The sequence below is a fragment of the Arthrobacter sp. ASL1 genome, from assembly GCF_056680475.1.
This window is the reverse complement of the sequence record NZ_CM155284.1, coordinates 2,695,518-2,719,599: the sequence shown is the minus strand read 5'-3', so window position 1 is coordinate 2,719,599 and position 24,082 is coordinate 2,695,518. Positions and strand designations below refer to the sequence as shown.

The 24,082-nt window shown below is 67.2% G+C and carries 19 protein-coding genes; 13 read left to right on the top strand and 6 right to left on the bottom strand.

The features are described 5' to 3' along the window. Positions 1-130: 130 nt before the first annotated feature. The gene (locus AC1MEQ_RS12870) at positions 131-1,744 is read right to left on the bottom strand and encodes an ABC transporter substrate-binding protein (RefSeq protein WP_479791188.1); all 1,614 of its coding nucleotides are present in this window, start codon (positions 1,742-1,744) and stop codon (positions 131-133) included. Between the two features lie 165 nt (positions 1,745-1,909). Between AC1MEQ_RS12870 and AC1MEQ_RS12865 the strand changes: the two genes are divergently transcribed. After that, a complete protein-coding gene (locus AC1MEQ_RS12865) occupies positions 1,910-2,656 on the top strand; it encodes a FadR/GntR family transcriptional regulator (protein WP_479791187.1) in 747 nt (248 codons plus the stop codon). Positions 2,657-2,682: 26 nt separating this feature from the next. Here AC1MEQ_RS12865 and AC1MEQ_RS12860 read toward each other — a convergent pair whose 3' ends face one another. Further along, on the bottom strand, positions 2,683-3,246 hold the full coding sequence (locus tag AC1MEQ_RS12860) for an acyl-CoA thioesterase (protein WP_479791186.1): 564 nt from the start codon (positions 3,244-3,246) through the stop codon (positions 2,683-2,685). Between the two features lie 159 nt (positions 3,247-3,405). On the opposite strand from AC1MEQ_RS12860, the gene AC1MEQ_RS12855 reads away from it, so the two are divergent. Continuing rightward, the gene (locus tag AC1MEQ_RS12855) at positions 3,406-4,686 is read left to right on the top strand and encodes an MFS transporter (protein WP_479791185.1); all 1,281 of its coding nucleotides are present in this window, start codon (positions 3,406-3,408) and stop codon (positions 4,684-4,686) included. Positions 4,687-4,725: 39 nt separating this feature from the next. Here the strand turns inward: AC1MEQ_RS12855 and AC1MEQ_RS12850 are convergent, their stop codons facing one another. Then, on the bottom strand, positions 4,726-6,645 hold the full coding sequence (locus AC1MEQ_RS12850; RefSeq protein WP_479791184.1) for a glycoside hydrolase family 15 protein: 1,920 nt from the start codon (positions 6,643-6,645) through the stop codon (positions 4,726-4,728). A gap of 195 nt (positions 6,646-6,840) precedes the next feature. Between AC1MEQ_RS12850 and AC1MEQ_RS12845 the strand changes: the two genes are divergently transcribed. From AC1MEQ_RS12845 to AC1MEQ_RS12815, 7 genes are all read left to right on the top strand, one after another. Next, positions 6,841-7,626 (top strand): DeoR/GlpR family DNA-binding transcription regulator, encoded by a 786-nt coding sequence (locus tag AC1MEQ_RS12845; protein WP_479791183.1) that lies wholly within the window; start codon positions 6,841-6,843, stop codon positions 7,624-7,626. After that, on the top strand, positions 7,623-8,624 hold the full coding sequence (locus AC1MEQ_RS12840; protein ID WP_479791182.1) for a 1-phosphofructokinase family hexose kinase: 1,002 nt from the start codon (positions 7,623-7,625) through the stop codon (positions 8,622-8,624). Before AC1MEQ_RS12845 ends, AC1MEQ_RS12840 begins: the two co-directional genes overlap by 4 nt. A gap of 2 nt (positions 8,625-8,626) precedes the next feature. After that, entirely contained in the window at positions 8,627-10,663 is a 2,037-nt protein-coding gene (locus AC1MEQ_RS12835) for a PTS fructose transporter subunit IIABC (RefSeq protein WP_479791181.1), read from the top strand. After that, positions 10,660-12,348 (top strand): phosphoenolpyruvate--protein phosphotransferase, encoded by a 1,689-nt coding sequence (locus AC1MEQ_RS12830; RefSeq protein ID WP_479791180.1) that lies wholly within the window; start codon positions 10,660-10,662, stop codon positions 12,346-12,348. Before AC1MEQ_RS12835 ends, AC1MEQ_RS12830 begins: the two co-directional genes overlap by 4 nt. Before the next feature lie 59 nt (positions 12,349-12,407). Further along, positions 12,408-12,686 carry an HPr family phosphocarrier protein gene (locus tag AC1MEQ_RS12825; RefSeq protein WP_479791179.1) on the top strand — a complete coding sequence of 93 codons (279 nt, stop codon included), beginning with the start codon at positions 12,408-12,410 and terminating at the stop codon, positions 12,684-12,686. Between the two features lie 107 nt (positions 12,687-12,793). After that, positions 12,794-13,363, top strand: coding sequence for an NUDIX hydrolase (locus AC1MEQ_RS12820; RefSeq protein ID WP_479791178.1), 570 nt, complete (start codon positions 12,794-12,796; stop codon positions 13,361-13,363). A gap of 80 nt (positions 13,364-13,443) precedes the next feature. Then, positions 13,444-14,166: a class I SAM-dependent methyltransferase gene (locus tag AC1MEQ_RS12815; RefSeq protein ID WP_479791177.1), complete on the top strand. Its 723-nt coding sequence runs from the start codon at positions 13,444-13,446 to the stop codon at positions 14,164-14,166. A 114-nt stretch (positions 14,167-14,280) separates the two neighbouring features. On the opposite strand, the gene AC1MEQ_RS12810 is transcribed toward AC1MEQ_RS12815, so the two are convergent. Further along, a complete protein-coding gene (locus tag AC1MEQ_RS12810) occupies positions 14,281-15,105 on the bottom strand; it encodes an alpha/beta fold hydrolase (RefSeq protein ID WP_479791176.1) in 825 nt (274 codons plus the stop codon). Between the two features lie 179 nt (positions 15,106-15,284). Continuing rightward, complete coding sequence (locus AC1MEQ_RS12805; RefSeq protein ID WP_479791175.1) at positions 15,285-15,704, bottom strand: hypothetical protein; 420 nt, start codon at positions 15,702-15,704, stop codon at positions 15,285-15,287. Positions 15,705-15,789: 85 nt separating this feature from the next. Here AC1MEQ_RS12805 and AC1MEQ_RS12800 point away from each other — a divergent pair, with 85 nt between their 5' ends. Continuing rightward, entirely contained in the window at positions 15,790-15,945 is a 156-nt protein-coding gene (locus AC1MEQ_RS12800) for a hypothetical protein (RefSeq protein WP_479791174.1), read from the top strand. Here AC1MEQ_RS12800 and AC1MEQ_RS12795 read toward each other — a convergent pair. Then, a complete protein-coding gene (locus AC1MEQ_RS12795) occupies positions 15,942-19,622 on the bottom strand; it encodes a proline dehydrogenase family protein (RefSeq protein ID WP_479791173.1) in 3,681 nt (1,226 codons plus the stop codon). The genes AC1MEQ_RS12800 and AC1MEQ_RS12795 overlap by 4 nt on opposite strands. 170 nt (positions 19,623-19,792) lie before the next feature. On the opposite strand from AC1MEQ_RS12795, the gene AC1MEQ_RS12790 reads away from it, so the two are divergent. The 3 genes from AC1MEQ_RS12790 (at position 19,793) to AC1MEQ_RS12780 (ending at position 24,054) form a co-directional block, all read left to right on the top strand. Continuing rightward, positions 19,793-20,710 (top strand): LysR family transcriptional regulator, encoded by a 918-nt coding sequence (locus AC1MEQ_RS12790; protein WP_479791172.1) that lies wholly within the window; start codon positions 19,793-19,795, stop codon positions 20,708-20,710. Between the two features lie 176 nt (positions 20,711-20,886). Then, on the top strand, positions 20,887-22,407 hold the full coding sequence (gene putP / locus AC1MEQ_RS12785; RefSeq protein ID WP_479791171.1) for a sodium/proline symporter PutP: 1,521 nt from the start codon (positions 20,887-20,889) through the stop codon (positions 22,405-22,407). A gap of 117 nt (positions 22,408-22,524) precedes the next feature. After that, a complete protein-coding gene (locus AC1MEQ_RS12780) occupies positions 22,525-24,054 on the top strand; it encodes a S10 family peptidase (RefSeq protein WP_479791170.1) in 1,530 nt (509 codons plus the stop codon). Positions 24,055-24,082 lie beyond the last annotated feature (28 nt).

Below are 24,082 nucleotides of genomic sequence, written 5' to 3'. Positions count from 1 at the left end.
GGCGCATCAGCAGTCGCAGGAGTGTTCCCACGGTTGTACTCCCATGTGTCGGGGAAGGATGAACTCGGAAAAGGTGGTGCGTGCCGCCGTCGTCCCCGGGGAACGACGGCGGCACGCGCCTCCGGGGCCGCTAGGCCTTGGGCTTGACGCCGACGAAGGAGACGCCGGTGGTGGGCAGCGGCTTGAAGCCCTCCAGCTTGGTCTCGTCCCAGGCGGTGGGCAGCTGGCGGTGGAAGATCGGGTACAGCGGCGCCTCCTCGGCGACGATGTTGATGATCTCGCCCCAGGCCGCCTTGGCCTTGGCCTCGTCGTCGGTCTTGGACGCCTCGTCGAGCTTGGCCTGGACCGTCTTGAACCCGGCACTCTTGTTCCAGTGGTAACGGTTCTTGGGCCAGACGTCGCCACGGTAGAACCAGCTCAGCAGCAGGTCCATGTCGTTGCCGAACACCGAGGGGTCACCCGGGGCGACGACCACGGAGTACTTGCCGGCGTCGACGTTCTCCCCGTACAGGGCGCCGGACTGCAGGTTGCGCATGGTGACCTTCACGCCCGGGATCTTGTTCCAGGACTCCAGGATCAGGGGGGCGACGTCCTTCACCCAGGCGGTGTCGGTGGTCAGCAGCTCGAACTCCAGCGAGGTGACGCCGGCGTCCTTGAGCAGCGACTCGGCCTTCGCCTGGTCGTAGGTGTAGACGGTGGAGGCCTTGATGTACTGGGGGTGGGTGTCCTGCACGTAGGAGCTGGCGGCCTTGGCGTTGCCCAGCAGCGCGGTCTTGATGATGGTGTCGGTGTCCATCCCGTAGTGCAGGGCCTGGCGTACCTCCTTCTTGTCGAACGGCGCCTGGGTGCAGTTGAACATCAGGAACAGCAGGCCGAAGGACTGCACGGACTCGACATTGATCTTGGCCTTGAGCCGGTCGACGTCCAGATAGGGGACGTCCTCGATCGCCGAGACGCGCCCGGATTCGGCGGCGGTCACGCGGGCCGCGGCGTCCGAGAGCAGGTACCAGGTCATGTTCGCGGCGCCGGCCGGGTACTGGCCGTTGTAGTCCTCGAACTTCTTGAAGACGATCTTGTCGTCCTTGGTCGCCGAGACCAGCTGGTACGGGCCCGAGCCGATGGGCTTGGCGTCGAAACCGGCCTGGTCCGCCTTGGCGACCTTCTCGGGGACGACCTTGACCACGGAGATCCGGCTGGGGAAGAGCGGGAACGCGTATTTGAGGGTGAAGACGGCGGTGTCCTTGCCCTTGGCCTTCACGGTCTTGATGAACGGCACGAACTGCGCGAACAACGAGGCGTTCTTCGTGTCCAGCACGCGCTCGAAGGAGTAGACGACGTCGTCGATGGTGACGTCGTCGCCATTGTGGAACTTCGCGCCGGAACGCAGCGTGACCTCCCAGGTGGTGTCGTCCACCTGCTTCGGCTCCGCGGCGGCCAGGGCCAGGTACGGTTCGCGGGTGGCCGGGTGCAGGTCCACGAGACCCTCGAAGATGTGCATGTTCGCCGCGTACGGCGTGGCACCCGAGGACGTCATCGGATCGAATCCGGTGGACAGCGCGTAGGAGATCCCGGCCTCGATCGTGTCGGCACCCGCAGCGCCGGAAGCGGCGCCCGCGCCCGAGGAACTGGGGCTGCTGCAGGCGGCGATGCTCGCCGAGAACGCGGCAGCGGCACCCATCAGGCCGGAGACCTTGAGGAAGTTGCGTCGGCTGCCTTCTTTGGCTGCCAGGTCGCTGAGGGACATGATGACCTCTTCTGTACGATGAGAAGTCGGACGTAGGATGTCCGACGTAGTGTTGTAGACTGTAAGCCGAATCACAGAGCAGGGTCAAGTGACCCGCCCAGGGGTTTTGACAACACTTCGATTTCCGGTCCGGAACCCCTCCGGCCCGGAACCGGTGAAAGGAAAATGGCCATGACCGCTCCGACGCGTCACGTCCGGCTGGGAGCCCACGAGCGCCTGCGGGCACTGACCTCCGACATCATGGACCTCATCATCGAACGCGGGCTACGCGCCGGCGACGCGCTCCCCACCGAGAACGTCCTCACGGAGGAACTCGGCGTCGGGCGGAACACGTTGCGTGAGGCCATCAAGGTGCTGCAGGCCCTCGGGGTCGTCGAAATCAGGCACGGATTCGGCATGTTCGTCGCCTCGAACAACCTGGTGGCCCTGGCCGACAGCCTCACCTTCCGCGGCCGGATGTCGCTGCGGCACAAGGGTCACGAGGCACACGAACTCGTGGAGGTCCGCCAGGCCCTGGAGTCCGGGTTGATCGGCTCGGCCATCGACGTCCTCGACGACGGGCAGATCCGGGAACTCGACGCCATCGTCGCCACCATGGAAGGCCGCGCGGCCCGCGGCCTGACGTTCGTGGAGGTCGACCAGGAGTTCCACCGGCTGCTGTTCTCCTGCCTGGAGAACGAGCTGCTGACCAACCTGCTGGGCGTCTTCTGGCAGGTCTACCGAACGATCCACGACGCCATTGAAACCGCCGGCGAGGACAACCAGTCAGTCGGACTAGCCGAAACGGCGAAGATCCACCGCGACATCCTGGATGCGGTCCGCGACCAGGACAAGGTCCGCGCCGCCGAATTGATGCACCGACACTTCGACGGGATCCGCGACCAGCTCACGGCATTCGCCCTCGAATCCTGAGGGCGCGGACGTTGGTGCCTCGGGCCCTACCGCCGGAGGCCCAGACCCCAGGAGTGCGGGGCGGGCTTGCGCGACCCGGGCAACGACGTCGCCTCGCGCCATTGCGTGGCCCACTCCGGCAGGCTGAGGTCGACTGGGGTTTCGACACCCATCGCCGCGAGGATCTCCTCGTTGGAGACCGGGCCCTGGCGTCCCAGCAGGCGCGTGCAGATCAAGGCGCTGACATAGACCTCGTCGTCGGCGACGATGCGCTGCTCGAAGTAGATGCAGCGCTCATCCATCCCGGCAATGCGCGTCTCCACGCTGAACCGCTGGTTGAAAACGACCGACTTGCGGAACGTCACCGTCTCCGCCTGGACGACGGGGCTCCAGCGCCTGCGCTTCATCACGTCCCACGTCCCCGCCCGGACCATGAGGTCGAACCGCCCGAGGTCGAAGATCGAGAAGTACATGCCGTTGTTGATGTGCCCGGCGATGTCGATGTCGGTCAGCAGGGCGCGCATCGGCAGCGAGCTGACGCCGAACATGTCCAGACGGGTGCGACGGCGGGCCTTGAGGAGCATGAGCCAGAGGCGGAAGATCATGTGCATACCTGCATGCTACCCGACGGTAACATCGGCGTCATGCTGTACTGATTGACATTTGCCAACCAGTGGGAGCAGAATGTCCTTGGGTGCCCACCGGCGCCCTGCCCCGACTGTCGGCATGGCGCCACCCGCCGATGCCCGATCCATCCCGAGGAATCCACCATGGCCCCGCGCGCCCTCCGGCCCTTCGCGCATCGCGACTACCGCATCCTCATCGCCGCCATGGTCGTCAGCGTGTTCTCGCACGGCATGTGGGCCGTGGCGATGGTGTACCAGGTCAAGCGGCTCGGTGGGGGCCCGGTGCAGCTGTCCTTCGTGGCGACGGCCACGAGCATCGGCCTGCTCGCCTTCGTGCTCGTTGGGGGCATCACCGCCGACCGCGTCTCCTGCCGGCGCGTCATCATCACCGTGGAGGCTGCCAGCCTGGCAGTCATGGCGGTCGTTGCCACCCTGGCCCTGACCGGCACCATCGAGCTGTGGCACCTCGTCGCGGCCGGCTTCCTGGTCGGCATGGGAGCGGCCTTCTTCTTCCCCGCCTACTCCGCCCTGCTGCCCCGGATCCTGCCACCCGAGGACCTGCTGGCAGCCAATGGGATGGAGGGCACCTTGCGCCCCGTCCTGCAGCAGGCCGCCGGCCCGGCCGCGGCAGGCATGATCGTCGCCGCGCTCACCCCTGCCTACGCGATCGCGGGGATGGCAGTCTGCCATCTGGTGGCATTGTCCGTGCTGCGCACCATCAGCCATGCTGCGGCCTACGATGCGCACCTGGAACCAGGCGTAGTGCGTCCCAGCGCGCTGGCCGACCTCCGCGAGGGCGTCGGCTACACGCTCCGCACGCCGTGGCTCCTCTGGACCCTGCTCTTTGCCGTGCTCTCGGTCCTGAGTTTCATCGGCCCGATCGAGGTGCTGCTGCCCTTCATCGTCGGCGGCCAGCTCGGCGGCGATGCCCAGGCGTTCGGTTTCATGCTGGCCGCGTTCGGCATTGGTGCCGCCGCAGGTTCGCTGTTCACCGCGTCGCGGCCCCTGCCCCGCCGGTACCTCACCTGGATGGTGGCGGTCTGGGCCCTGGGGACCCTCCCCCTGGCCGCCGTCGGCGTGGTCACCGGGTTGTGGCAGCTGGCGCTGGCGCTATTCGTCGTCGGCGCGACGGGCGGGATCGGCCAGGTCATCTGGGGGACGCTGCTGCAGCGAAGGGTCCCGCGGCGGATGCTGGGCCGGATTTCGAGCCTGGACTTCTTCGTTTCCCTGGCGCTCATGCCGGTCTCGATGGCGTTGGCCGGCCCGATCGGCGAAACCGTCCCCCTGTCGCTGGTCTTCGTCGTCGCGGGGGTGGTGTCACCGGTCATCGGCGTCATCGTCTGGCTGGCCGGGCGCATGGCCCAGGACGAGATTGCCCACCCCCTGGATGCCAAGCACTCGGCACCCCTCGAATCGTCGGCCTGACGCCCGCCCGGCCCCATGCGGCCGGGCGGGCCAACCGCCTCAGAGTGCGCGCTGGGCGTGTCCATTGATCGCATCGGCCGCACGGATGAGGGTCAGGTGCGAGAAGGCCTGCGGGAAGTTCCCGGCCATGCGCCCGTCCACGGTGTCGTACTCCTCGGAGAGCAGCCCCAGCCCGTTGGAGTAGCCGACCAGCTGGTCCATCAGTTCCCGGGCATCGGCAATGCGGCCGGAGCGGGCATATTGCTCCACCAGCCAGAACGAGCAGGCCAGGAACGGGTGTTCGCGTCCGGACAGGCCGTCCTTGCCCGAGGTGGTCCGGTAACGCAGCAGCAGTCCCGCATCGTCCTTCAGGTCCCGTTCGAGGCGGGCGACCGTGCCCAGCATCTTGGGGTCGTCGTACTCGATGAAGCCCACCTGGGCGATGACCAGCAACGACGCGTCGACTTCGGTGTCGCCGTAGGTCTGGGTGAAGGTCCCCTCCTCCTTGTTGTAGCCGTGTTCCATGACCTCATCGCGCAGGCGATCGCGGAGCGTCTCCCACAGGGTGTCGTCCCCGTCGAGTTGGTGTTCGCGCACCGCGCGGACGCCCCGGTCGAAGGCCGCCCACATCATCACGCGGGAGTGCGTGAAGTACTTCTGGTCCCCACGCATCTCCCAGATGCCGTGGTCCTTGTGGTCGATGTGCTTTTCGACGTAGCCGAGCAGCGCCTTCTGCAGCGGCCAGGAGAAGTGGTCCTCGACGCCGCCCATGTTGCGCAGCTTCTCCAGGGCCACGAGGACCTCGCCGACGACGTCGCCCTGGTATTGGTCCACGGCACCGTTGCCGGCACGGACCGGCAGGGACCCCTCGTAACCGGGGAGGTGTTCCAGGGTGCGTTCGGGCAGGCGCCGCTCCCCGCCGACGCCGTACATGATCTGCAGGTCGTCCGGATCCCCGGCGACGGCGCGCAACAACCAGTCCCGCCAATTCAGGGCTTCCTTCTCGTACCCGTGCGTCATCATGGCCTCGAGCGTCAACGCGGCATCGCGCAGCCAGCAGAATCGGTAGTCCCAGTTCCGTTCGCCCCCGAAATCCTCCGGAAGCGACGTGGTGGGCGCAGCGACGATCCCACCGGTGGCCTCATGCGTCAGGGCACGCAAGACGAGCAGCGACCGCTTCACGACGGAGTGGTAGGACGCCTGCACGGGGATGTCCTTGGACCAGTGTTTCCAGTACGACACCGTCTCCTGCAGGCTCGCCCCGGCGTCGATGCGCGCAGGCACGTGGTGATGTGATTGGAACCAGCACAACTCGAAGTCCACCACCTCGCCCGCGGACACGATGAAATCGCCGATGTGCCGGTGGTCGTGCCCGTGGGGCAAACGGTCCCCGTGCAGCACGATGGCATCCGGACCGGCGACGGCGACAATGGAGGTGGCGCCGTTCTTGTGGTCCTCGTGACGCCGAACCCAGGGAACCACCGCACCGTCGCCAAAACGGAAACTGATCTCCTGGTGCATCCGCACGCTCCCGGCCAGGCCCTCGACGCGCCGGATGATCGAGGCCCGCCGGTCGCCCACCGGCATGAAATCGGTGACCAGCACCTGTCCTTCGGACGTCTTCCACAAGGTGCGCAGCACGAACGTCGAATCCACATAGGTCCGTTGGACGACGACGGGTCGACCTTCGGCTTCCGGGTCCGGCTCCGCCTCCCTCGTCGCCGGATCCTCCAGTCCGGCCACGCGGGCGGCCTGGCGTCGCTCGGATCGACGGGCCGGGTGCTGGGGTTCGCAGTCGTCCACCGCGCCCACCGGCGCGAGGAGCCACCGCCCGTGTTCCGAACCGCCCAGCAGCGCCGCGAAGGCTGCATCCGAGTCGAAACGCGGGAAGCAGAGCCAGTCGACGCTGCCCGATTCGGACACCAGCGCCCCGGTGCGCAGATCGGACAGCAGTGCGTAGTCTTCGATCAAAGAGGCCATTCATCCAGCCAACCGCAGCTGGCCCCGCGGAGCAAGCCAAAGGCCCCCTCGCCCACCTCACGCTGCGTCCACACCGCATCGCTACACCCGCTTTGATTTGTTTTTCTGTTTTTCTGTTGACTTTCATTCTCTAGCGCGTCTAAAGTCAACGAAACACAGATTCACTGTGATGGGGACCACCGAAGGGATGCCGTCATGTTCGCCGAGGAGCGACACCGCCTGATTGGCGATCTGGTGGCCAGCGCCGGCCGGGTCTCGGTTGCCGATCTGGCCCGGCAGCTGGAGATCACGCGCGAAACCGTACGCCGCGACCTGGCCCAGCTGGAAGAGAATGGCCTGCTGCGCCGCGTCCATGGCGGCGCGGTGGCCAGCGGGACCACCAGCACGGCCGAGGAAAGCCTGAGTGTGCGCACCTCGCTGAACCATGCGCAGAAATCGCGGATCGCCGACCGTGCCGTGGAGCTGCTGCCCTCCGGGGCCACCTCGGTGGTGCTGGACGCGGGCACGACGACGGAGCTCCTCGCCGAGGCGATGGCCTCCACGCTGCCCTCCCCGCGCACCGCCGACCTGTTGGTGCTCACGCACTCCGTACCGGTGGCCTACCGGATTTCCACCGGCGGCTCCTTCCAGCTCGACGTCATCGGCGGCCGCGTCCGCGCCCTGACCAGCGCCGCCATCGGGGCCTCCACCATCGACCAGTTCCGGGCCCTGCGCCCGGACATCGCCTTCATCGGCGCGAACGGCATCCACGCCGGATTCGGCCTGAGTACCCCGGATCCACTGGAGGCCGCCGTGAAGTCGGCGATTGTCGCCTGTGCCCGACGTGTCGTCCTCCTCGCCGATTCCAGCAAGCTCGGCCAGGAAACCCTCATCCGCTTTGCCGGCCTGGACCAGATCGACACCCTGGTCACCGACGCCGCCCCCGAGGCCGGCCTCGCCAGCGCGCTTGAGGACGCCGACGTCGAGGTCGTGGTCGCATGATCACCACCTTCACCGCCAACCCCAGCCTCGATCGGACCATCGAGCTCGGCTCGGCGTTGGCCCGCGGCGGGGTCCAGCGCGCGCGCGCGGCCAGCGCCCAGGCCGCGGGCAAGGGGGTCAACGTCACCCGCGCCTTGGTAGCGGCCGGCGTCCCGACCCTGGCCCTGCTACCGGGCGATGACACGGACCCGGTCGTCATCGGACTCGTCGTCGACGGATTGCCACACCGCGCGCTGCCCATCGGCCAGCCGTTGCGCAGCAACGTCACCCTCACCGAACCGGACGGGACCACCACCAAGGTCAACGAACCCGGCCCGACGCTGGGCACCACCCACCAGGAGATGATCGCCAGCGCGCTCCTCCAAGCCGCCGCCGACTCCTCGTGGATAGTCCTGGCCGGTTCCCTGCCACCGGGCGTTCCCGCGTACTTCTACGCGGAGACGATCACCCGGCTCCGTGCCGACCTCGGCACCCGCTGTCCCCTGATCGCCGTCGACACGTCCGATGCCCCGTTGGCCGCCCTGTATGACGCCCCTTCCGGGCTCCCCGATCTGATCAAGCCCAACGCCGAGGAACTGGCCGGCCTGGCAGGAACCTACTCCGAAGCCGAACTCGAGGCCTCCCCCGAGCTGGCTGCGGCCGCAGCCCTGCGGCTCGTGGAGCGCGGCACGGCCGCGGTACTGGCCACACTCGGGGAGCGGGGCGCCGTCCTCGTCACGGCGGAGGGCGCCTGGCTCGCCACCCACGCCCCGGTCAAGGCCCGCAGCACCGTCGGCGCCGGCGACTCCTCGCTGGCCGGATACCTCATCGCCCACGACCGTGGCGCCACGCCACCCGAATGCCTCCGATCCGCCGTCGCCTATGGTGCGGCAGCGGCTTCCCTACCCGGTTCCCTGATCCCCACCCCGGACCAGACCGCCCCGGAATCCGTCACCGTCACACCGCTCCTGCCGGCTCCCCCGTCGCTGGCCTCCTCGACCCAGACCCCTAAGGAATGACCATGTCCGAGCTCATCACCGAAGAACTCGTCCTCTTGGACCGCGACCTCGGCAGCACCAGCGCCGACGTCGTCCGCGCCCTCGCGGCCACTGTCGCAGCCGCCGGCCGCGCCACCAACGCCGAAGACCTGGCCGCTGACGGCATCGCCCGCGAAGCGAAAACTGCCACCGGCGTCCCCGGCGGCATCGGCATCCCACACTGCCGCTCCGCGGCGGTCACGGAGGCCACGCTCGTCATGGCCCGGCTCGCCCCGCCCGTGGACTTCGGTGCCAAGGACGGCCCCGCCGATCTGGTCTTCTTCATCGCCGCCCCCGAAGGGGCCGACCAGCAGCACCTCAAGCTGCTCTCCAAACTGGCCCGTTCACTGGTCAAGAAGGACTTCACCGCGGCCCTGCGCTCGGCCGGAAGCGCCGCGGAGATCGTGGCGCTCGTCGACCAGGCCATCTCCCCCGAACCTGCCCAACCGACGGAACCCGCCGCCAGTACGACGGCGGAAACCACGCCGGCTGCCCCGGCGGCGGACGCTCCCGAGCCGGCCACCCGCCGTCGTACCCTGGTCGCTGTCACGGCCTGCCCCACCGGCATCGCCCACACCTACATGGCTGCCGACTCGCTCGTCGCCGCGGCCGCCGAAGTCGGCGTGGACCTGCACGTCGAGACCCAGGGCTCCGCGGGCGCGACCCCGCTGGACCCTGCCGTCATCGCCGCCGCCGACGCCGTGATCTTCGCCGTCGACGTCGACGTTCGCAACAAGGACCGCTTCGCCGGGCTACCCGTCATCCAGGTCCCGGTGAAGCGCGGTGTCGACGAACCCGCCAAACTCGTCGCCGATGCCCTGGCCGCCGCGGACAACCCGAACGCCCGCCGCGTGCCGGCCGGCACGGGAGATGCCGACGCCGACGGCCGGTCCGGCGAAGGCCGTGAACCCATCGGCGCCGCCCTGAAACGCTCGCTGCTGACCGGTGTCAGCTACATGATCCCGTTCGTCGCCGGCGGCGGCCTGCTCATCGCCCTGGGCTTCCTCATCGGCGGATACGACATCACCGATGTCGCCGACAAGGTCAGCGTCCAGAACAACCTGTTCAACCTGCCCGACGGCGGTTTGAACATCTACCTCGGCGCCGTCGCCTACAAGATCGGCAGCCTGTCCATGGGCTTCCTGGTCCCGGTCCTCGCCGGCTACATTGCCTACGCACTAGCCGACCGCCCCGGCCTGGCACCGGGTTTCACCGCCGGCGCGGTCGCCGGCTTTATGGGCGCCGGGTTCCTCGGCGGCATCGTCGGCGGCCTGCTGGCCGGGGTTATCGCCCGCTGGATCGGCAACTGGCGGGTACCCAAGCTGCTGCGCGGTTTGATGCCCGTGGTGATCATCCCGCTGATCGGCTCCATCCTGGCCTCCGGCGCCATGTTCCTCTTCCTGGGTGGGCCCATCGCCGCCCTGAGCAGCGCGCTGAGCAACTGGCTCTCCGGCATGTCCGGCACGGCGGCCGCATTGGTGGGCCTCATCCTCGGGCTCATGATGGCCATCGACCTCGGTGGACCGGTTAACAAGGTCGCCTATGCCTTCGCCGTCGCCGGCCTGGGCACCGGCTCGATCACCAACCAGGCTCCCTGGGAGATCATGGCAGCGGTCATGGCCGCCGGCATGGTGCCGCCGTTGGCCATGGCGCTGGCAACCGCCCTGGACAAGAAGCGCTTCACCGCTGCCGAGCACGAGAACGGCAAGGCAGCCTGGCTGCTCGGTGCTGCGTTCATCTCCGAGGGCGCCATTCCCTTCGCCGCAGCCGACCCGCTGCGCGTCATCCCCGCGAGCATGCTCGGAGCCGGAGTCACCGGTGCCATGGTCATGGGCTTCCACGTCACCAGCCAGGCCCCCCACGGCGGATTGTTCGTGGCGTTCGCGATTGGCAACCTCCTGATGTTCCTGGTCTCCATCGTGGTGGGCATGGTCATCTCCGCCCTCACCGTGTTGGCGCTGAAGCGCTACGCCCGCAAATCCCCCGTCGTGACGGCCGAAGCTGAGAAGGTGGCGGCATGAGCGAGAACTTTGCGGGCGTCGGTGTGAGCGCCGGCCGCGTCATCGGCCCGGTCCGGCGAATGCCCGAACCGATTAGCGCTCCCGCTGACGGAGCACCGTTGCCCGAGGGCGTCACGGCCGAGCAGGAAAGCGCACGGTTGGCGGACGCGACGAAGACCGTTGCCGCGGGGTTGAAGGAGCGCGCCGCGGCCGCCACGGGCGATGCAGCGGACGTGCTGAAGGCCACGGCCCTGATGGCCTCGGACAAGTCGCTGCTGAAGTCGGCGACCAGGCTCGTCGCCTCCGGCACCTGCGCTGAATCGGCGATCTGGGAGGCAGCGGATGCCGTGGCCACCCAGCTGGCCGCGCTCGGCGGGTACATGGCCGATCGCGCCACGGACGTCCTGGACGTCCGCGCCCGGATCGTTGCCGAGTTGCGCGGCATTCCCGCTCCGGGGATCCCTGATGCCGATGAGCCCTTTGTGCTGTGCACGGCAGATCTGGCCCCCGCCGATACCGCCACGCTGGATCCGGCACGCGTCCTGGCGCTGGTCACCAGCGGAGGTGGCCCGCAGTCGCACACCGCGATCGTCGCCCGGTCGCTGGGGCTTCCGGCCATCGTGGCGGCCGCCAACACCGTGGCCCTGGTCGACGGCGACGTGGTTTTCGTCGATGGCATCGACGGAACGGTGGTCCGCAATCCAGGCGCCGCGGAGGCGGCACTCGCCGAGGCCTATGCCTCCCGCGTGGCCCTGCCAGGCTTCGACGGTGTCGGTGTGCTCTCCGACGGGCATCGCGTCCCCCTGCTGGCCAACGTCGGCAGCGGGTCCGATGCGAAAGATGCCGCGGCCGCGGGCGCCGAGGGCGTGGGGCTGCTGCGTACCGAGTTCTGCTTTCTCGGTCGGGACACCGAGCCCGGCCACGAGGAACAGGTCGCCGCCTACCGTGCCGTCTTCGAGGCATTCGGCGGTTCCAAGGTCGTGGTGCGGACCCTCGATGCCGGCGCCGACAAGCCCTTGCCGTTCCTGACCGATGCATCGGAACCGAACCCCGCCCTCGGGGTGCGCGGCTACCGCACGGATGCGGCGGTACCGGGAGTACTGGTTCGCCAACTAGCTGCGATCGCCGAAGCCTCGCAAGCAACGGACGCCGAGGTCTGGACCATGGCGCCGATGATCTCCACCCCGGCCGAGGCGGCCACGTTTGCTGCCCTCTGCACCAACGCAGGGCTGTCTACTCCGGGCGTGATGGTGGAGGTCCCTTCCGCTGCCGTCATGGCACGCCAGGTGGTTTCCGAAGTAGCCTTCGCCTCCATCGGCACCAACGATCTGACGCAATACACGATGGCTGCCGACCGGCAGCTGGGACCCCTCGCGGAATTCAACGACCCGTGGCAGCCCGCCGTGCTGCACCTGGTGCGCTCAACATGTGAAGGCGGCGCGTCCGCCGCAGGTGGGCCCAAGCCCGTCGGCGTCTGTGGCGAAGCCGCGGCAGATCCTGCCCTGGCTGTGGTCTTGGTCGGTTTGGGGGTGGCAACGCTCTCGATGAATCGTCGGGCGCTGCCCGCCGTCGCCGCTATCCTCAAGACAGTCGATAGTGCCGAAGCCCAGCGGATTGCCCACCTCGCGCTCGGAGCCGCCTCCGCCGACGAAGCGCGGACGTTCGTGCGTGCCGCCTTGCCCGAACTCGACGTTTTCGGGCTGTGACCCGAACGAACCGCCCTTTCCAGAGAACCCACCGCAACACCCGAACCTAGGAGCACACCATGGCAGAACGTACAGCAACCATCGCCAGCCGCGTCGGCCTCCACGCCCGCCCGGCAGCGATCTTCGCCGAAGCCGCCGGCGAGCTCGACCTCGAGGTCACCATCGCCCGCGAAGGCGAGCCAGCCGACGAGGCCCTTGACGCCTCGAGCATCCTGTCCCTCATGGGCCTGGGTGCCGAACATGGCACGACCGTCGTGTTGCGCGCCGAGGGCGACGGCGCCGAGGCGGCCCTGGACCAGCTGGTGGGCATCCTGGAAACGGACCACGACGCCGAATAGTAGCGCCGGCCCGTCGGTCGACGCGTCGCCGATTCGTTCGGTGGCGGCGCCCATTTTGTGTGTTCCGATTGAGCTATCTTCACCGGGCGAATTCGCGGGCGAGCCCAATGAGCGCGGTCTTCCACGGTTCATGCCGTCTCTGGCCCGGTAACCGACCGCCTTACGGCACGCTCCTGCAAACGAATAGGCTGGATGAAATGAACAGTCGACAGCAGCTAAGCCCCGTCAGTTATGTCATTTTCCGACAGGAAGACTTTGTTCTACTGCAGTTGCGCCAAGGAACTGGATACCTTGATGGTCACTGGGCCACGGCGGCCGCCGGTCACATTGAAGCCAATGAATCTGTTCACGAAGCGGCATCCCGGGAAGTCCGCGAAGAGCTAGGCATCTCAATCAATGCGGCTGATCTCTTGCCTTTGACCGTCATGCACCGGGAACAGGGGTGGAAGGGAAAGCGAATAGGGAGAGTGGACTTCTTTTTTCAGTGCGTGTCTTGGCCCTCTGAGCCACGTCTGATGGAGCAGGATAGGGCGGCCGACCTCAGGTGGTTCCACCTCGATGACTTGCCGACGCCCGTGGTTCCACATGAGCTCTCTGTCCTTGAGTCCATCAGGTCCGGATTACCAGGGATTATCTCGTTCGGAGATTTTTCGGGCTCCTCGGTTTCGGCGTTTTGAAGCGCCCCGGTGAGCGTATCCCCTAAGGACCGCCTATTGGGTCGCACTCAGCGCCGCCGCCTTGCCGTTAGTCTTCCGTCATGGGTGACTACGACGCCAGGTTGATTGATCTCTATGACCAGGACAATCCCGACGGCTTGGAGAACGATTTTTATCGAGAACAGGCAGACAAGTGCGGCGCGACGTCGATCGTCGACTTGGGTTGCGGGACTGGCATGCTAGCCGTCTCCCTTGCTCGCGAAGGGCGGGCTGTTGTCGGTGTGGACCCATCGCTGGGGATGGTCGCCTATGCGCAAAGTCGACCCGGAGCAGAAGCGGTGACCTGGATCCTCGGTGACAGCCGGGATCTGCCGGCCAGCGATTTCGACTATGCGGTCATGACTGGAAATGTTGCTCAGCACATCCTTGGGGCCGACTGGGAACGCACACTGCAAGACCTTCGCACGCACATGCCCGTCGGCGGTGTGCTGGCTTTTGAAAGCAGAAATCCAGCGATGCGTGAATGGGAGCGGTGGAAATCGGAGTGGCCCACCGCCAGGAACACTCTGCACGGCCCGCTCGTCGAATGGGCAGAAGTCTCGATGGTCGGCGTCGAAGTTGTCGAAGTTGTTTTTCACAATCTGTTTCTTCGAGAGAGCGATACGCGTACCGAAATTGGGCGCTTCGCGTTTCGCGACCGCCCTACACTCGAAGGTCAGCTTCAATCGGCTGGTTTCAAGGTCGAGGCTGTGTATGGGGACTGGAACCGAACAGCATTTTCTGATGGTGCCGCACTCATGGTTTTTGTCGCGCGTGCGTGTTGAATCCCGTCCCGTGAAAGCCTTCCCGAAATGTACATTTTGGCGCGCCGACCCACGAGGCATTGAACGTCTAGCATCCTGCGTCCGGGCCGGGCCGGGACGCCGAATCTGGGGCGTCTAGACCAGGGTTGTCAGGCCTTGCGCTACGGCGTCATGGAACGCACCTGGCTGTTCCACCCATGGATAGTGTCCACAGTCCGCGATAAGTATGAGGTCGGCACTCAGCGCCGAGGCATATTCTCGGACCGGCTGCACGCCGCTGAACAGGTCCTGGCTGCCGCCGATGACCAGAGTTGGAAGGTTCGGAGCCGCCAGGATCCGCTCGCGCGAATCTGCCGGGATGTCCGTGAACCATGCCTGGGTGGCGGCGAGTGAAGCACTGCCCAACCCCGAGTGGTCCCGCTCTGTTTGAGTCCATGCCGCGTACCCGGCGGGGGCTTGCAGCTTCCTTGCTTGTTGGAACTCTTCCTCGGTGCGCGGGGCTGGCCCGTCCAGTGAGGCTACGGCCGATTTGGTTGCGGTCTCTGTGCGGAGTGCGGCGAGACGCGACCCGTCGTGGTGCGATCCCGTCAACCATGCCGCTGAGGGGGCCACCAGGATTCTCGAACGAATGCGCTCGGGGAACCGGGCGGATACTGAGAGTGCGAGCCTAGTCCCTGCCGAGTGCGCGATGAGGTCAAATGTTTCCAGCCCAAGGCTGTCCGCGATCGCGAGGACGTCTTCTGCATCGTTCCACCAGCCGCGGGAAAGTCCTCCTGTGGTCCGCGTTCCCCGAGGATGAATGACCGTCAGCGGCCTTTCCGAGCCGACGTTTGCAAAATCTTCGAGGTACTCGACGTCGCGACAGGGACCGCCCGGGATTAACAGCGCGGGGAGGCCACTGGCCTGGCCGATGGTATGGGTAGTGATTTCTGCTCCGTCGGGTGCCGAAATGATTGCCATGTCGCCATCCTACGGATGGCCGAGCGAGAAGCCAGGGCCCAGTTCGGGTGCAGCACCATGGATATGGGGGCCGACTCCATGGACCGGCATCGGCCACGCGTGACTGCAGCGCCCCCACGAAGTGTTCCGCAGGTCGTCCTGCAGATGAACCCAGCGGCTTGTGAATCCTCGCCCGCTGGTCACCGATGTGGTGTCATGCGCCGATTCCATAGTTCGTCCCAATGCTTCGGATATTCGAACGGTTGAACAACTATTTGTACGTCGTCCTCATGTTGGACGATGCCGGGCGTTCCCGACCGAAGTTGCACCCAAGGAAGTTCATATTTGTCGATCAAGGCCAGATACTCCTCACACATGTCAAGAAGGTGCACGGCAGAAGGCTTGAACCACGCGCACGCGTTGGGCGATGCATAGCAATTGGGCGACTCCAGGGTTGGATCTGGATACAGCGCATTTGCGGTGCAATTGGCTTGTCGCCACCACGCCAAGTCGTCATCAGACAACACGCCTTCAGCTGCAAGACCATTGGCCAAAGCAAAAATGCCCGGGAAGCATCCGCGGCGATTGGGGACTGCACTTTGAAAACGGATGAACTCCATGGTGTGAATCTACGTGATCGACGGGAAGGAACCTTTAGCCACACCGTCCGGCGTTGAGTAGCCTCTGCGGAGTCGACGCTGACAGTTGGAAGTTGACCGCGGTGCCTCCAAGAAGGCCCCGGCGGGCACCGACCCCACTGGTCGGGAACGGGACACCGCCAAGGTGAAGTGGATCGTCGACATCGGCGGCCCGGACGTTTCCATCCGGGCCGCCGATGTTCCGATCAGAAACCGGACCTAGATGATTCCATCGCTGAGATGGTTCGGGGTGCCGAACCGGTGGGCGGTGATCGAGATGGCCTGTTCACGCAGGAACGGCAACAACTCCACGCGGCCCGCGGCGACCACCGGGTGGTCGTAGACGGCCACGTCCGGCTTGCCGTCCGCGGCGGCGTAAGTCGCCGCCGACGAGGGCCCGATGTAGCGGATGCGGGCGCCGGAGTCTGGCCCGGTCTGGGCGGCCAGCCGGCCCACCCTGCTGGCCCAGGCCCCATCGTCCTCGACGGCAACTTGGACGCCCTCGGCGTTCAGTGCCGCCAGTACACGGGCTGGCAGTTCCGCGCCGACGCTGACGGTGATTCCCGATCCGTGACGGTTTCCGGTGCCGACACTGCCACTGATGCCCTCGGTCCTCGTGGCGGTGTGTGCCCCGAGTCCGGCGGCGACCACACGCAGCAGTTCGGCCAGGCCGTGGCCGGACGTCGCCTCCTCGTACCGGACGGTCACCGGGACCGGGCGGTAGCGGAAGACGTTGCGCTCGGATTGCAATGCGGACACGTCCTTCGAGACACCGAATTCCTCGGCCAGCTGGGCGGCGTCCGTGGCGCGGGCGCCCTGCAGCCAGGCGAAGTCGGCGGGGTCGATGGCGTTGCCCGATGCGGTGCCCGCCTCTGCGGCCACGACACCGAGGATGTCGCTGCCCCCGGCGACGCCGGAGTTGGAGGTCGCCGAGGTGTCTATTCCCGTCGCGGTCCGGACGGTGGCGTGGGAGACCGCAGCGTGCGAATCCGCTGCCGCCATGGCCTCCGTGCTGACGGGGGCATCCAGCCAGGAGCCCATGCCGACCAGGTAGTTCGGTCCGCCGGCTTTGGTCCCGGCGCCGACTGCCGACTTCTTCCACCCGCCGAACGGCTGGCGGCGCACGATCGCCCCGGTGATGCCACGGTTGATGTAGAGGTTTCCTGCCTGCACGTTGTTCAGCCAGTACCCCAGCTCCTCGGGGTCCAGCGAGTGCAGCCCGGAGGTCAGCCCGTAGTCGATGTCGTTGACGATGCCGACGGCCTCCTCGAGCGTTTCGGCGGTCATGACGCCCAGGATCGGGCCGAAGTACTCGGTCAGGTGGTATTCGGAGCCGCGTTTCACGCCCGAGCGCACGCCCGGGCTCCACAGCTGGCCGGTGTCGTCGAGCTGGCGCGGCTGCAGCACCCACTGCTCGCCGTCGCCCAGGGTGGTCAGCCCGCGTAGCAGCTTGCCCTGTGCCGGTTCGATGACCGGGCCCATCTGCGTCGCCGGGTCAACCGGGTAGCCGACCTTCAGCGACCGCACGGCGTCGACGAGCTGGCTGTGGAAGCGCCGCGAGGTCGCAACCGACCCGACGAGCACCACCAGCGAGGCGGCGGAGCACTTCTGCCCGGCGTGCCCGAAGGCCGAGGCGGCGACATCGCGGGCGGCCAGGTCCAGGTCGGCCGACGCGGTGACGATGATGGCGTTCTTGCCGGAGGTCTCGGCCAGCAGCGGCAGGTCCTGCCGGAAGGAACGGAACAGTTCGGCGGTCTCGTACCCGCCGGTGAGGATCAGTCGGTCGACGCTGGGGTGGGACACCAGTCGGGTGCCCAGGTCGCGTTCGGACAGCTGAACGTAGGAGAGCAGTTCGCGGCCGATGCCCGCGGCGTCGAGCGCCTCCCAGATGGCCTCGACCATCACGGCGCCGGAACGCGCGGCCTGCTTGGCGGGCTTGATGACGACGCCGGATCCCGCGGCAAGTGCCGAGAGGGTGGAGCCGGCGGGGATGGCGACCGGGAAGTTCCACGGCGGGGTGACCACGGTCAGCCGCGAGGGGACGTACGTGGCGCCGTCCACGGTGTCCAGCACGCGGGCTGATTCGGCATAGAAGTGGGCGAAGTCGATGGCCTCGGAGACCTCCGGATCCCCCTGGTCAAGGGTCTTGCCGCATTCGGCGGCCATGACCTCCAGCAGGTCGGCCCGGTGTGCTGCCAGCCGTTCCCCGGCGTGGTGCAGCACGGCGGCGCGCTCGGCACCGCTCATTTTTCCCCAGGCCTCGGCGGCGGCGTGGGTGGCGGAGACGACGGCGTCGACTTCATTGGTGCTCGCCAGCGTGTGGGCCTCGATGGTGGCACGGCCCAGCGTGCTCGCGGGCACCCGGGCGAGGATATCGGAGCCCCACGCCCGGTTGCCGTGCAGGTCCGGATCGGTGTCCGGGGTGTTGGCGAAGCCGCGTTCCCCGGAGGCGAGTTCCGCGACCTCGGTGGCGCCAGCATCGGCGTCGTACTCCCGCCGGTCCTGCGTGCGGTTGGGCGCCGGGACAGTGTCGCCGAGGTCCTCGAGGGAGGCGAGGAAGCGCTGCTTCTCGCGTTCGAACAGGGCCTCGTTGCCGTCGAGCTCGAAGACGGCGGACATGAAGTTCTCCTGGCTGGCACCCTCCTCGAGACGGCGGATCAGGTAGGCGATCGCGACGTCGAACTCGCCGGGGTGTACCACCGGCGTGTAGAGCAGCAGGGATCCGACATCGGCCTTGACCGCGGCGGCCTGGCCGGTGGCCATGCCCAGCAGCATCTCGAAGTCCAGCCCGTCGGTGACCCCGCGGGCCTGGGCGAGCAGGTGGGCCAGGGCGATGTCGAAGAGGTTGTGCCCGGCGACGCCGAGGTGGACGTTGGCGGTGTGCTCGGGGCGCAGCGCGTAGTCCAGCACGGACTTGTAGGAGGTGTCGGTGGCCTGCTTGGAGTGCCACGTCGCGGCCGGCCAGCCGTGGATGTCGGCCTCCATGATCTCCATGGGCAGGTTCGCGCCCTTGACCAGGCGGACCTTGACCGGGGCGCCTCCCGCGGCGACGCGGTCGGCGGCGAATTCCTGCAGCGAGATCATCGCCGACAGGGCGTCGGGCAGGTAGGCCTGCAGGACGATCCCGGCCTCGACGTCGTGGAATTCGGGGGTCGCGAGCAGCCGCTTGAACACGGCCATGGTCAGGTCGAGGTCCTTGTATTCCTCCATGTCCAGGTTGATGAACTTGCGCGGGGAGGCGTCGCGGGCGAGCCGGTACAGCGGTGCGAGCTTGTCCACGATGTGCCCGACGGCCTGATCGAAGTCCCAGTGGTTGTGCGGGGCCACGGTGGAGGAGACCTTGATGGACACGTAGTCGACATCGGGTCGGCGCAGCAGGCGCGCGGTCCCCTCGAGGCGGCGGCCGGCCTCCTTCTCGCCCAGGATGGCCTCGCCGAGCAGGTTGATGTTCAGCCGGACGTCGTCCTGCTTGATCTTCGCGATGGCCGGGCCGAGCTTGGCGTCGGTGGCGTCCACGATGAGGTGGCCGACCATCTCGCGCAGCACGCGCCGGGCGATGGGGATGACCAGGCCGGGAACCACGGGGGCCATGACGCCGCCGAGTGCGACGGCGGAGCGCATGTACCAGGGCAGGAAGCCGGGGACCTTCGGGGCCAGGGCGCGCAGGTTGCGGGCGGCCACGTTCAGGTCCTCGGGCCGGATGACACCGTCCACGAAGCCGACGGTGAAGTCCAGGCCGTTCGGATCCTTCAGGACGCCGGCGAGTTGCTGGGCGGAGGCGTCGACGGGCTGTTTGGAGCCCTCGATGAGCCAGCGGCGGACGAGCGCGACGGCGTCATCGGCGAGGTTCTGGGGGGAAGCAATGCTGTCCGGCGCGGCGGACGGGGAAGCGATGGTCACTTCGGTGGTGCTCCTAGGGGAAAACGACCGGAAGCTACCGGCCTGCGCGGCGTGGGGCAGTCCCCCACAGATTCAGTATCCGGCCGTTATGTATTAAGTAAAAGCAACGATTAGTGAAGAATGGGATGAAGTAAAAGTTACGGTTCCGGATCGATCGGGAGGTGGTGTCGGTGCTCGAGGTCAGACGATTGCGCCTGCTGCGGGAAATGAGCATCCGCGGCACGGTCGCCGGGGTTGCCGCCGCCCTGAACTACAGCCCGTCGGCAGTCTCCCAACAGCTGGCACTGCTCGAGAAGGAGACGGGTGTGGAGCTGCTGCGGCGCAGCGGCCGCCGCCTGCAGCTCACGCCGCAGGCCCAGGTCCTCGTCGCCCACACCACCGAGCTGCTCGAATCGCTCGAACGTGCCGAGGCCGCACTGGCCAGCACCCTGCCCCTGGTCTCGGGGACCGTCCGCCTGGCCACCTTCCAGACCGCGGCGCTGGCCCTGCTTCCGCGGACGCTGCGCACCCTGCGCACGGAGCACCCGCACCTGCGGGTGGAGGTCGTCCAACACGAACCCGAAACCGCGCTGCACGAGACCTGGGCCCGCGATTTCGACCTCGTCGTGGCCGAACAGTATCCGGAACACGCTGCCGCGCACTACGCCGAACTGGACCGCGAGATCCTCACGCACGACGACATCCGCCTCGCGTTGCCGGCCCACGACGCTCCGCCGGAATTCGACAGGGTTTCCACATTGCGCGAGGCCGCCGCCCTGCCGTGGGTGATGGAACCGCACGGTGCGGCCTCGCGGCATTGGGCCGAACAGGCATGCCGGCTAGCTGGATTCGAGCCGGACGTCCGGTACGAGACAGCGGACCTCCAAGCCCATATCGGCCTCGTGGAATCGGGCAACGCGGTCGCCCTGCTGCCCGATCTGGTCTGGGCGCACCGCGAGCCCACCGTCCGGCTCGCCGATCTGCCGGGCCGGCCCCAGCGCTCAATTTTCACCTCCATGCGCCACTCCAGCGCACGGCATCCGGGCATCGAGGCGGTCCGCCGGGCGCTGGGCCGCGAAGTTGAAATCTTGTCACCTGGCTACCAATAAAGAAGTCACGAAAGGGTAACGCCGTCGTGACGACGCTCACACTTCAGGAAGTTCGGGTGCCATACTCGGGGAATCGCGCACTCGCATCGCCCGGTATTCACTGACACACTTCCGGACGTACCATCCGGGGCCATCCCCCGGAGGACCCTCCACCCACCGGACCATTGAGGAACATCATGTCTGAACAAGCATTCCAGCTTGCGGCCATCGTCGTCTATCTCGCCGCAATGCTCGGCATCGGCTACTTTGCCTTCCGCCAAACCAAGGACCTCGACGACTACATGCTCGCCGGCCGCGGCCTGAAGCCCGGCGTCGCGGCGCTCTCCGCGGGCGCCTCCGACATGTCCGGCTGGCTGCTGCTGGGCCTTCCCGGAGCCATCTACGTCTCGGGACTGGTCGAGGCCTGGATCGCGATCGGCCTGACCATCGGGGCTTGGCTGAACTGGAAGTTCGTTGCCCCTCGCCTGCGCTCCTATACGGAGGTCTCGCAGAACGCGATCACGATCCCGAGCTTCTTCGAGAAGCGACTCAAGGACAACTCGCACATCCTGCGCATCGCCGCTTCGCTGATCATCCTGGTCTTCTTCACCTTCTACGTCTCCTCCGGCATGGTCGCCGCGGGCAAGTTCTTCGAGAGCTCCTTCGGCTGGCCGTACCTCATCGGCATGGTCACGGTCGCCGTCGTCACCCTGGCGTACACGCTCTTCGGCGGGTTCCTGGGCGCAACACTCACCGACGTGGCCCAGGGTCTGCTGATGTTCGCGGCACTCGTCGCCGTCCCCATTGTCGGTGTCATCGCCACCGGCGGCATCGGAGCCACCATGGAGGGCATCCGCAACGCGAAGCCCGGGGCCCTGAATCTCTTCGACGGCCTCGGCGTCGACCCGACGGGACTCTGGATCCTGGGCATCGTCTCGGCCGCGGCGTGGGGGTTGGGCTACTTTGGCCAACCGCACATCATCGTCCGGTTCATGGCGCTGCGCACGCCGGCCGATGCCAAGGCCGGCCGCCGCATCGGCATCAGCTGGATGGCCATATCCGCACTGGGCGCGGTCGCCACCGCCCTGGTCGGCATCGCCTACTTCGCCGGAGATCCCGCCAAGGAGATCACCGACCCCGAGACGGTATTCCTGCTGCTGAGCCAGATCTTCTTCCACCCCTTCATCGCCGGCCTCGTGCTCGCGGCGGTGCTGGCTGCGGTCATGTCGACCATCTCCTCGCAGCTGATCGTTTCCTCGTCCGCCCTGGTGGAGGACCTGTACAACATCGTCGGGAGGGAGACCACGGCCAAGAAGCAGGTCATGCTGGGGCGTTCCGGCGTGCTGGTCATCGCCGTCATCGCCTTCCTCATCGCCCTGGACCGCGAAGCCAGCGTCCTGCAATTGGTTTCCTTCGCCTGGGCCGGCTTCGGGGCCGCTTTCGGCCCGTTGGTCATTCTGAGCCTGTACTGGCGCAAGCTGACCTCCGTCGGCGCCCTGAGCGGCATGATCGTCGGCGCGGCAACCGTCTTCGTGTGGGGCAAGATCCCCGAAATGCACGACTTCCTGTACGAGATCGTCCCGGCCTTTGCGCTCAACATGATCGTCGCCGTCGTCGTCTCGAGGATGACGCACAAGCGCAATGAGGTCATCGAAGGCGAGTTCTCCGCCATGGAGGCCCAGGTCGCCGGCACCCCGGAAGCGGCTGTCCGCAGCTGACCCGGTCCCGCCACCACTCCGGCAGGAACCCGCGCACCACCAGGGCGCCGGTCCGGCCGGCGTACAGCAGGGAGACACCCCGGTTCCGGGGTGTTTCCCTGCTGTACGCTCGGGGTCATGGCTGAGCAGATGTCCCCCACGGACCACGAATCGACCGGCGCACCCAACGCCGTACCCGCGACCCCGGGGCAAACCTCGCCACCGGCGGCTTCGCCAGGGGTCGCCGACGATTTCGTGACCCGGCCACACCAGACGGCTTCGGGTCTGGCCTATACGAGCACCACCGGCCGGATGGTCCTGCGCCGGGAGGAAACCTCGGACGGGACCATCGACGGGCATCTGCCCAAGGCCGAGATCTTCGTGGTCGCCTACACGGCCGAACACGACCCACCCGATGCTCCCAACCCGCGACCGGTCGTCTTCGCCTTCAACGGCGGGCCCGGTTCGGCCAGCCTCTGGCTGCATCTGGGACTGCTGGGTCCGCGTCGCGTGGACTCCGGCGATGTCGGGTCCATGACCCCACCTCCGTACGACCTCGTCGACAACCCCGAGTCGATCCTCGAACATGCCGACCTCGTGGTGATCGACCCCGTCGACACCGGCTACTCCCGGGTGGTCGACGGCGGCAAGACCGACGAGTTCCACGCGTTCATCGAAGACCGCGACCTGGTCGCGGAGGTCATCCGCCTCTGGACCACGCGCAACGGCCGGTGGCTGTCCCCCAAGTACCTCATCGGCGAAAGCTACGGAACCCTCCGCGCCGTGGCCGTCGCCCGCCGCCTCCTGGACGCCCACGGTTTGGCGGTCAACGGGCTCGGTTTGATCAGCACCGTGCTGAACCTCTCCACCCTGGACTTCCAACCGGGCAACGACACCCCCTATGCGCTGCACCTGCCCACCTACGCGGCCATTGCGCACCACCATGGCCGGCACGCGAATCGCCCCCTGGCCGAGGTCGTGCGTGACGCGCAGGACTACGCCTCCGGGGACTACGTGCTGGCCCTGCATCTGGGGAACCGGCTCACCAAGCGCAAGCATGACGCCGTCGTGCGCCACCTCGCGGAACTGACCACCCTGTCCGAGACCTTCATCCGCCGGACCAACCTGCGCTGGGACTACATGGAGTTCGCCACCGAGCTGCTGCGCGACCAGGGGCGGCTCGTCGGCCGGATCGACGGGCGGTTCACCGCACAGCCGCCCCGCGTCCACGAATCCCACACGTGGGAGGATCCGAGCATGCGGGCCATCACCGGGCCCTACGCCGCCGCCATCAACCACTACGTCCGGGTCGAGCTGGGATACGAGTCCGACCTGCCCTACGAGGTGCTCACCGGCCGGGTCCGGCCCTGGAGCTACCGTACGTTCGAGGGGGCGCCGGTGGACGTCTCCGGGGATCTGGAACGGCTGATGGTCGACCTGCCGGACCTGCGCGTTCACGTGGACTACGGCTATTTCGACGGCGCCACCCCGTTCGCCGCGACCGAGTACACGTGGGCCCACCTGCAGCTGCCGGAGCAGGCACGTTCGCGGTTCTCGCACCACTACCACGCGGCCGGGCACATGATGTACCTCAACAACGAGTGCCGGCTGGCACAGTCCGCCGCGTTGGCCGAGTTCGTCGCGCCCCGGGAACGGGAAGCCAGGTAGGCAACGATTTGCAGTCGACGCACCGGAA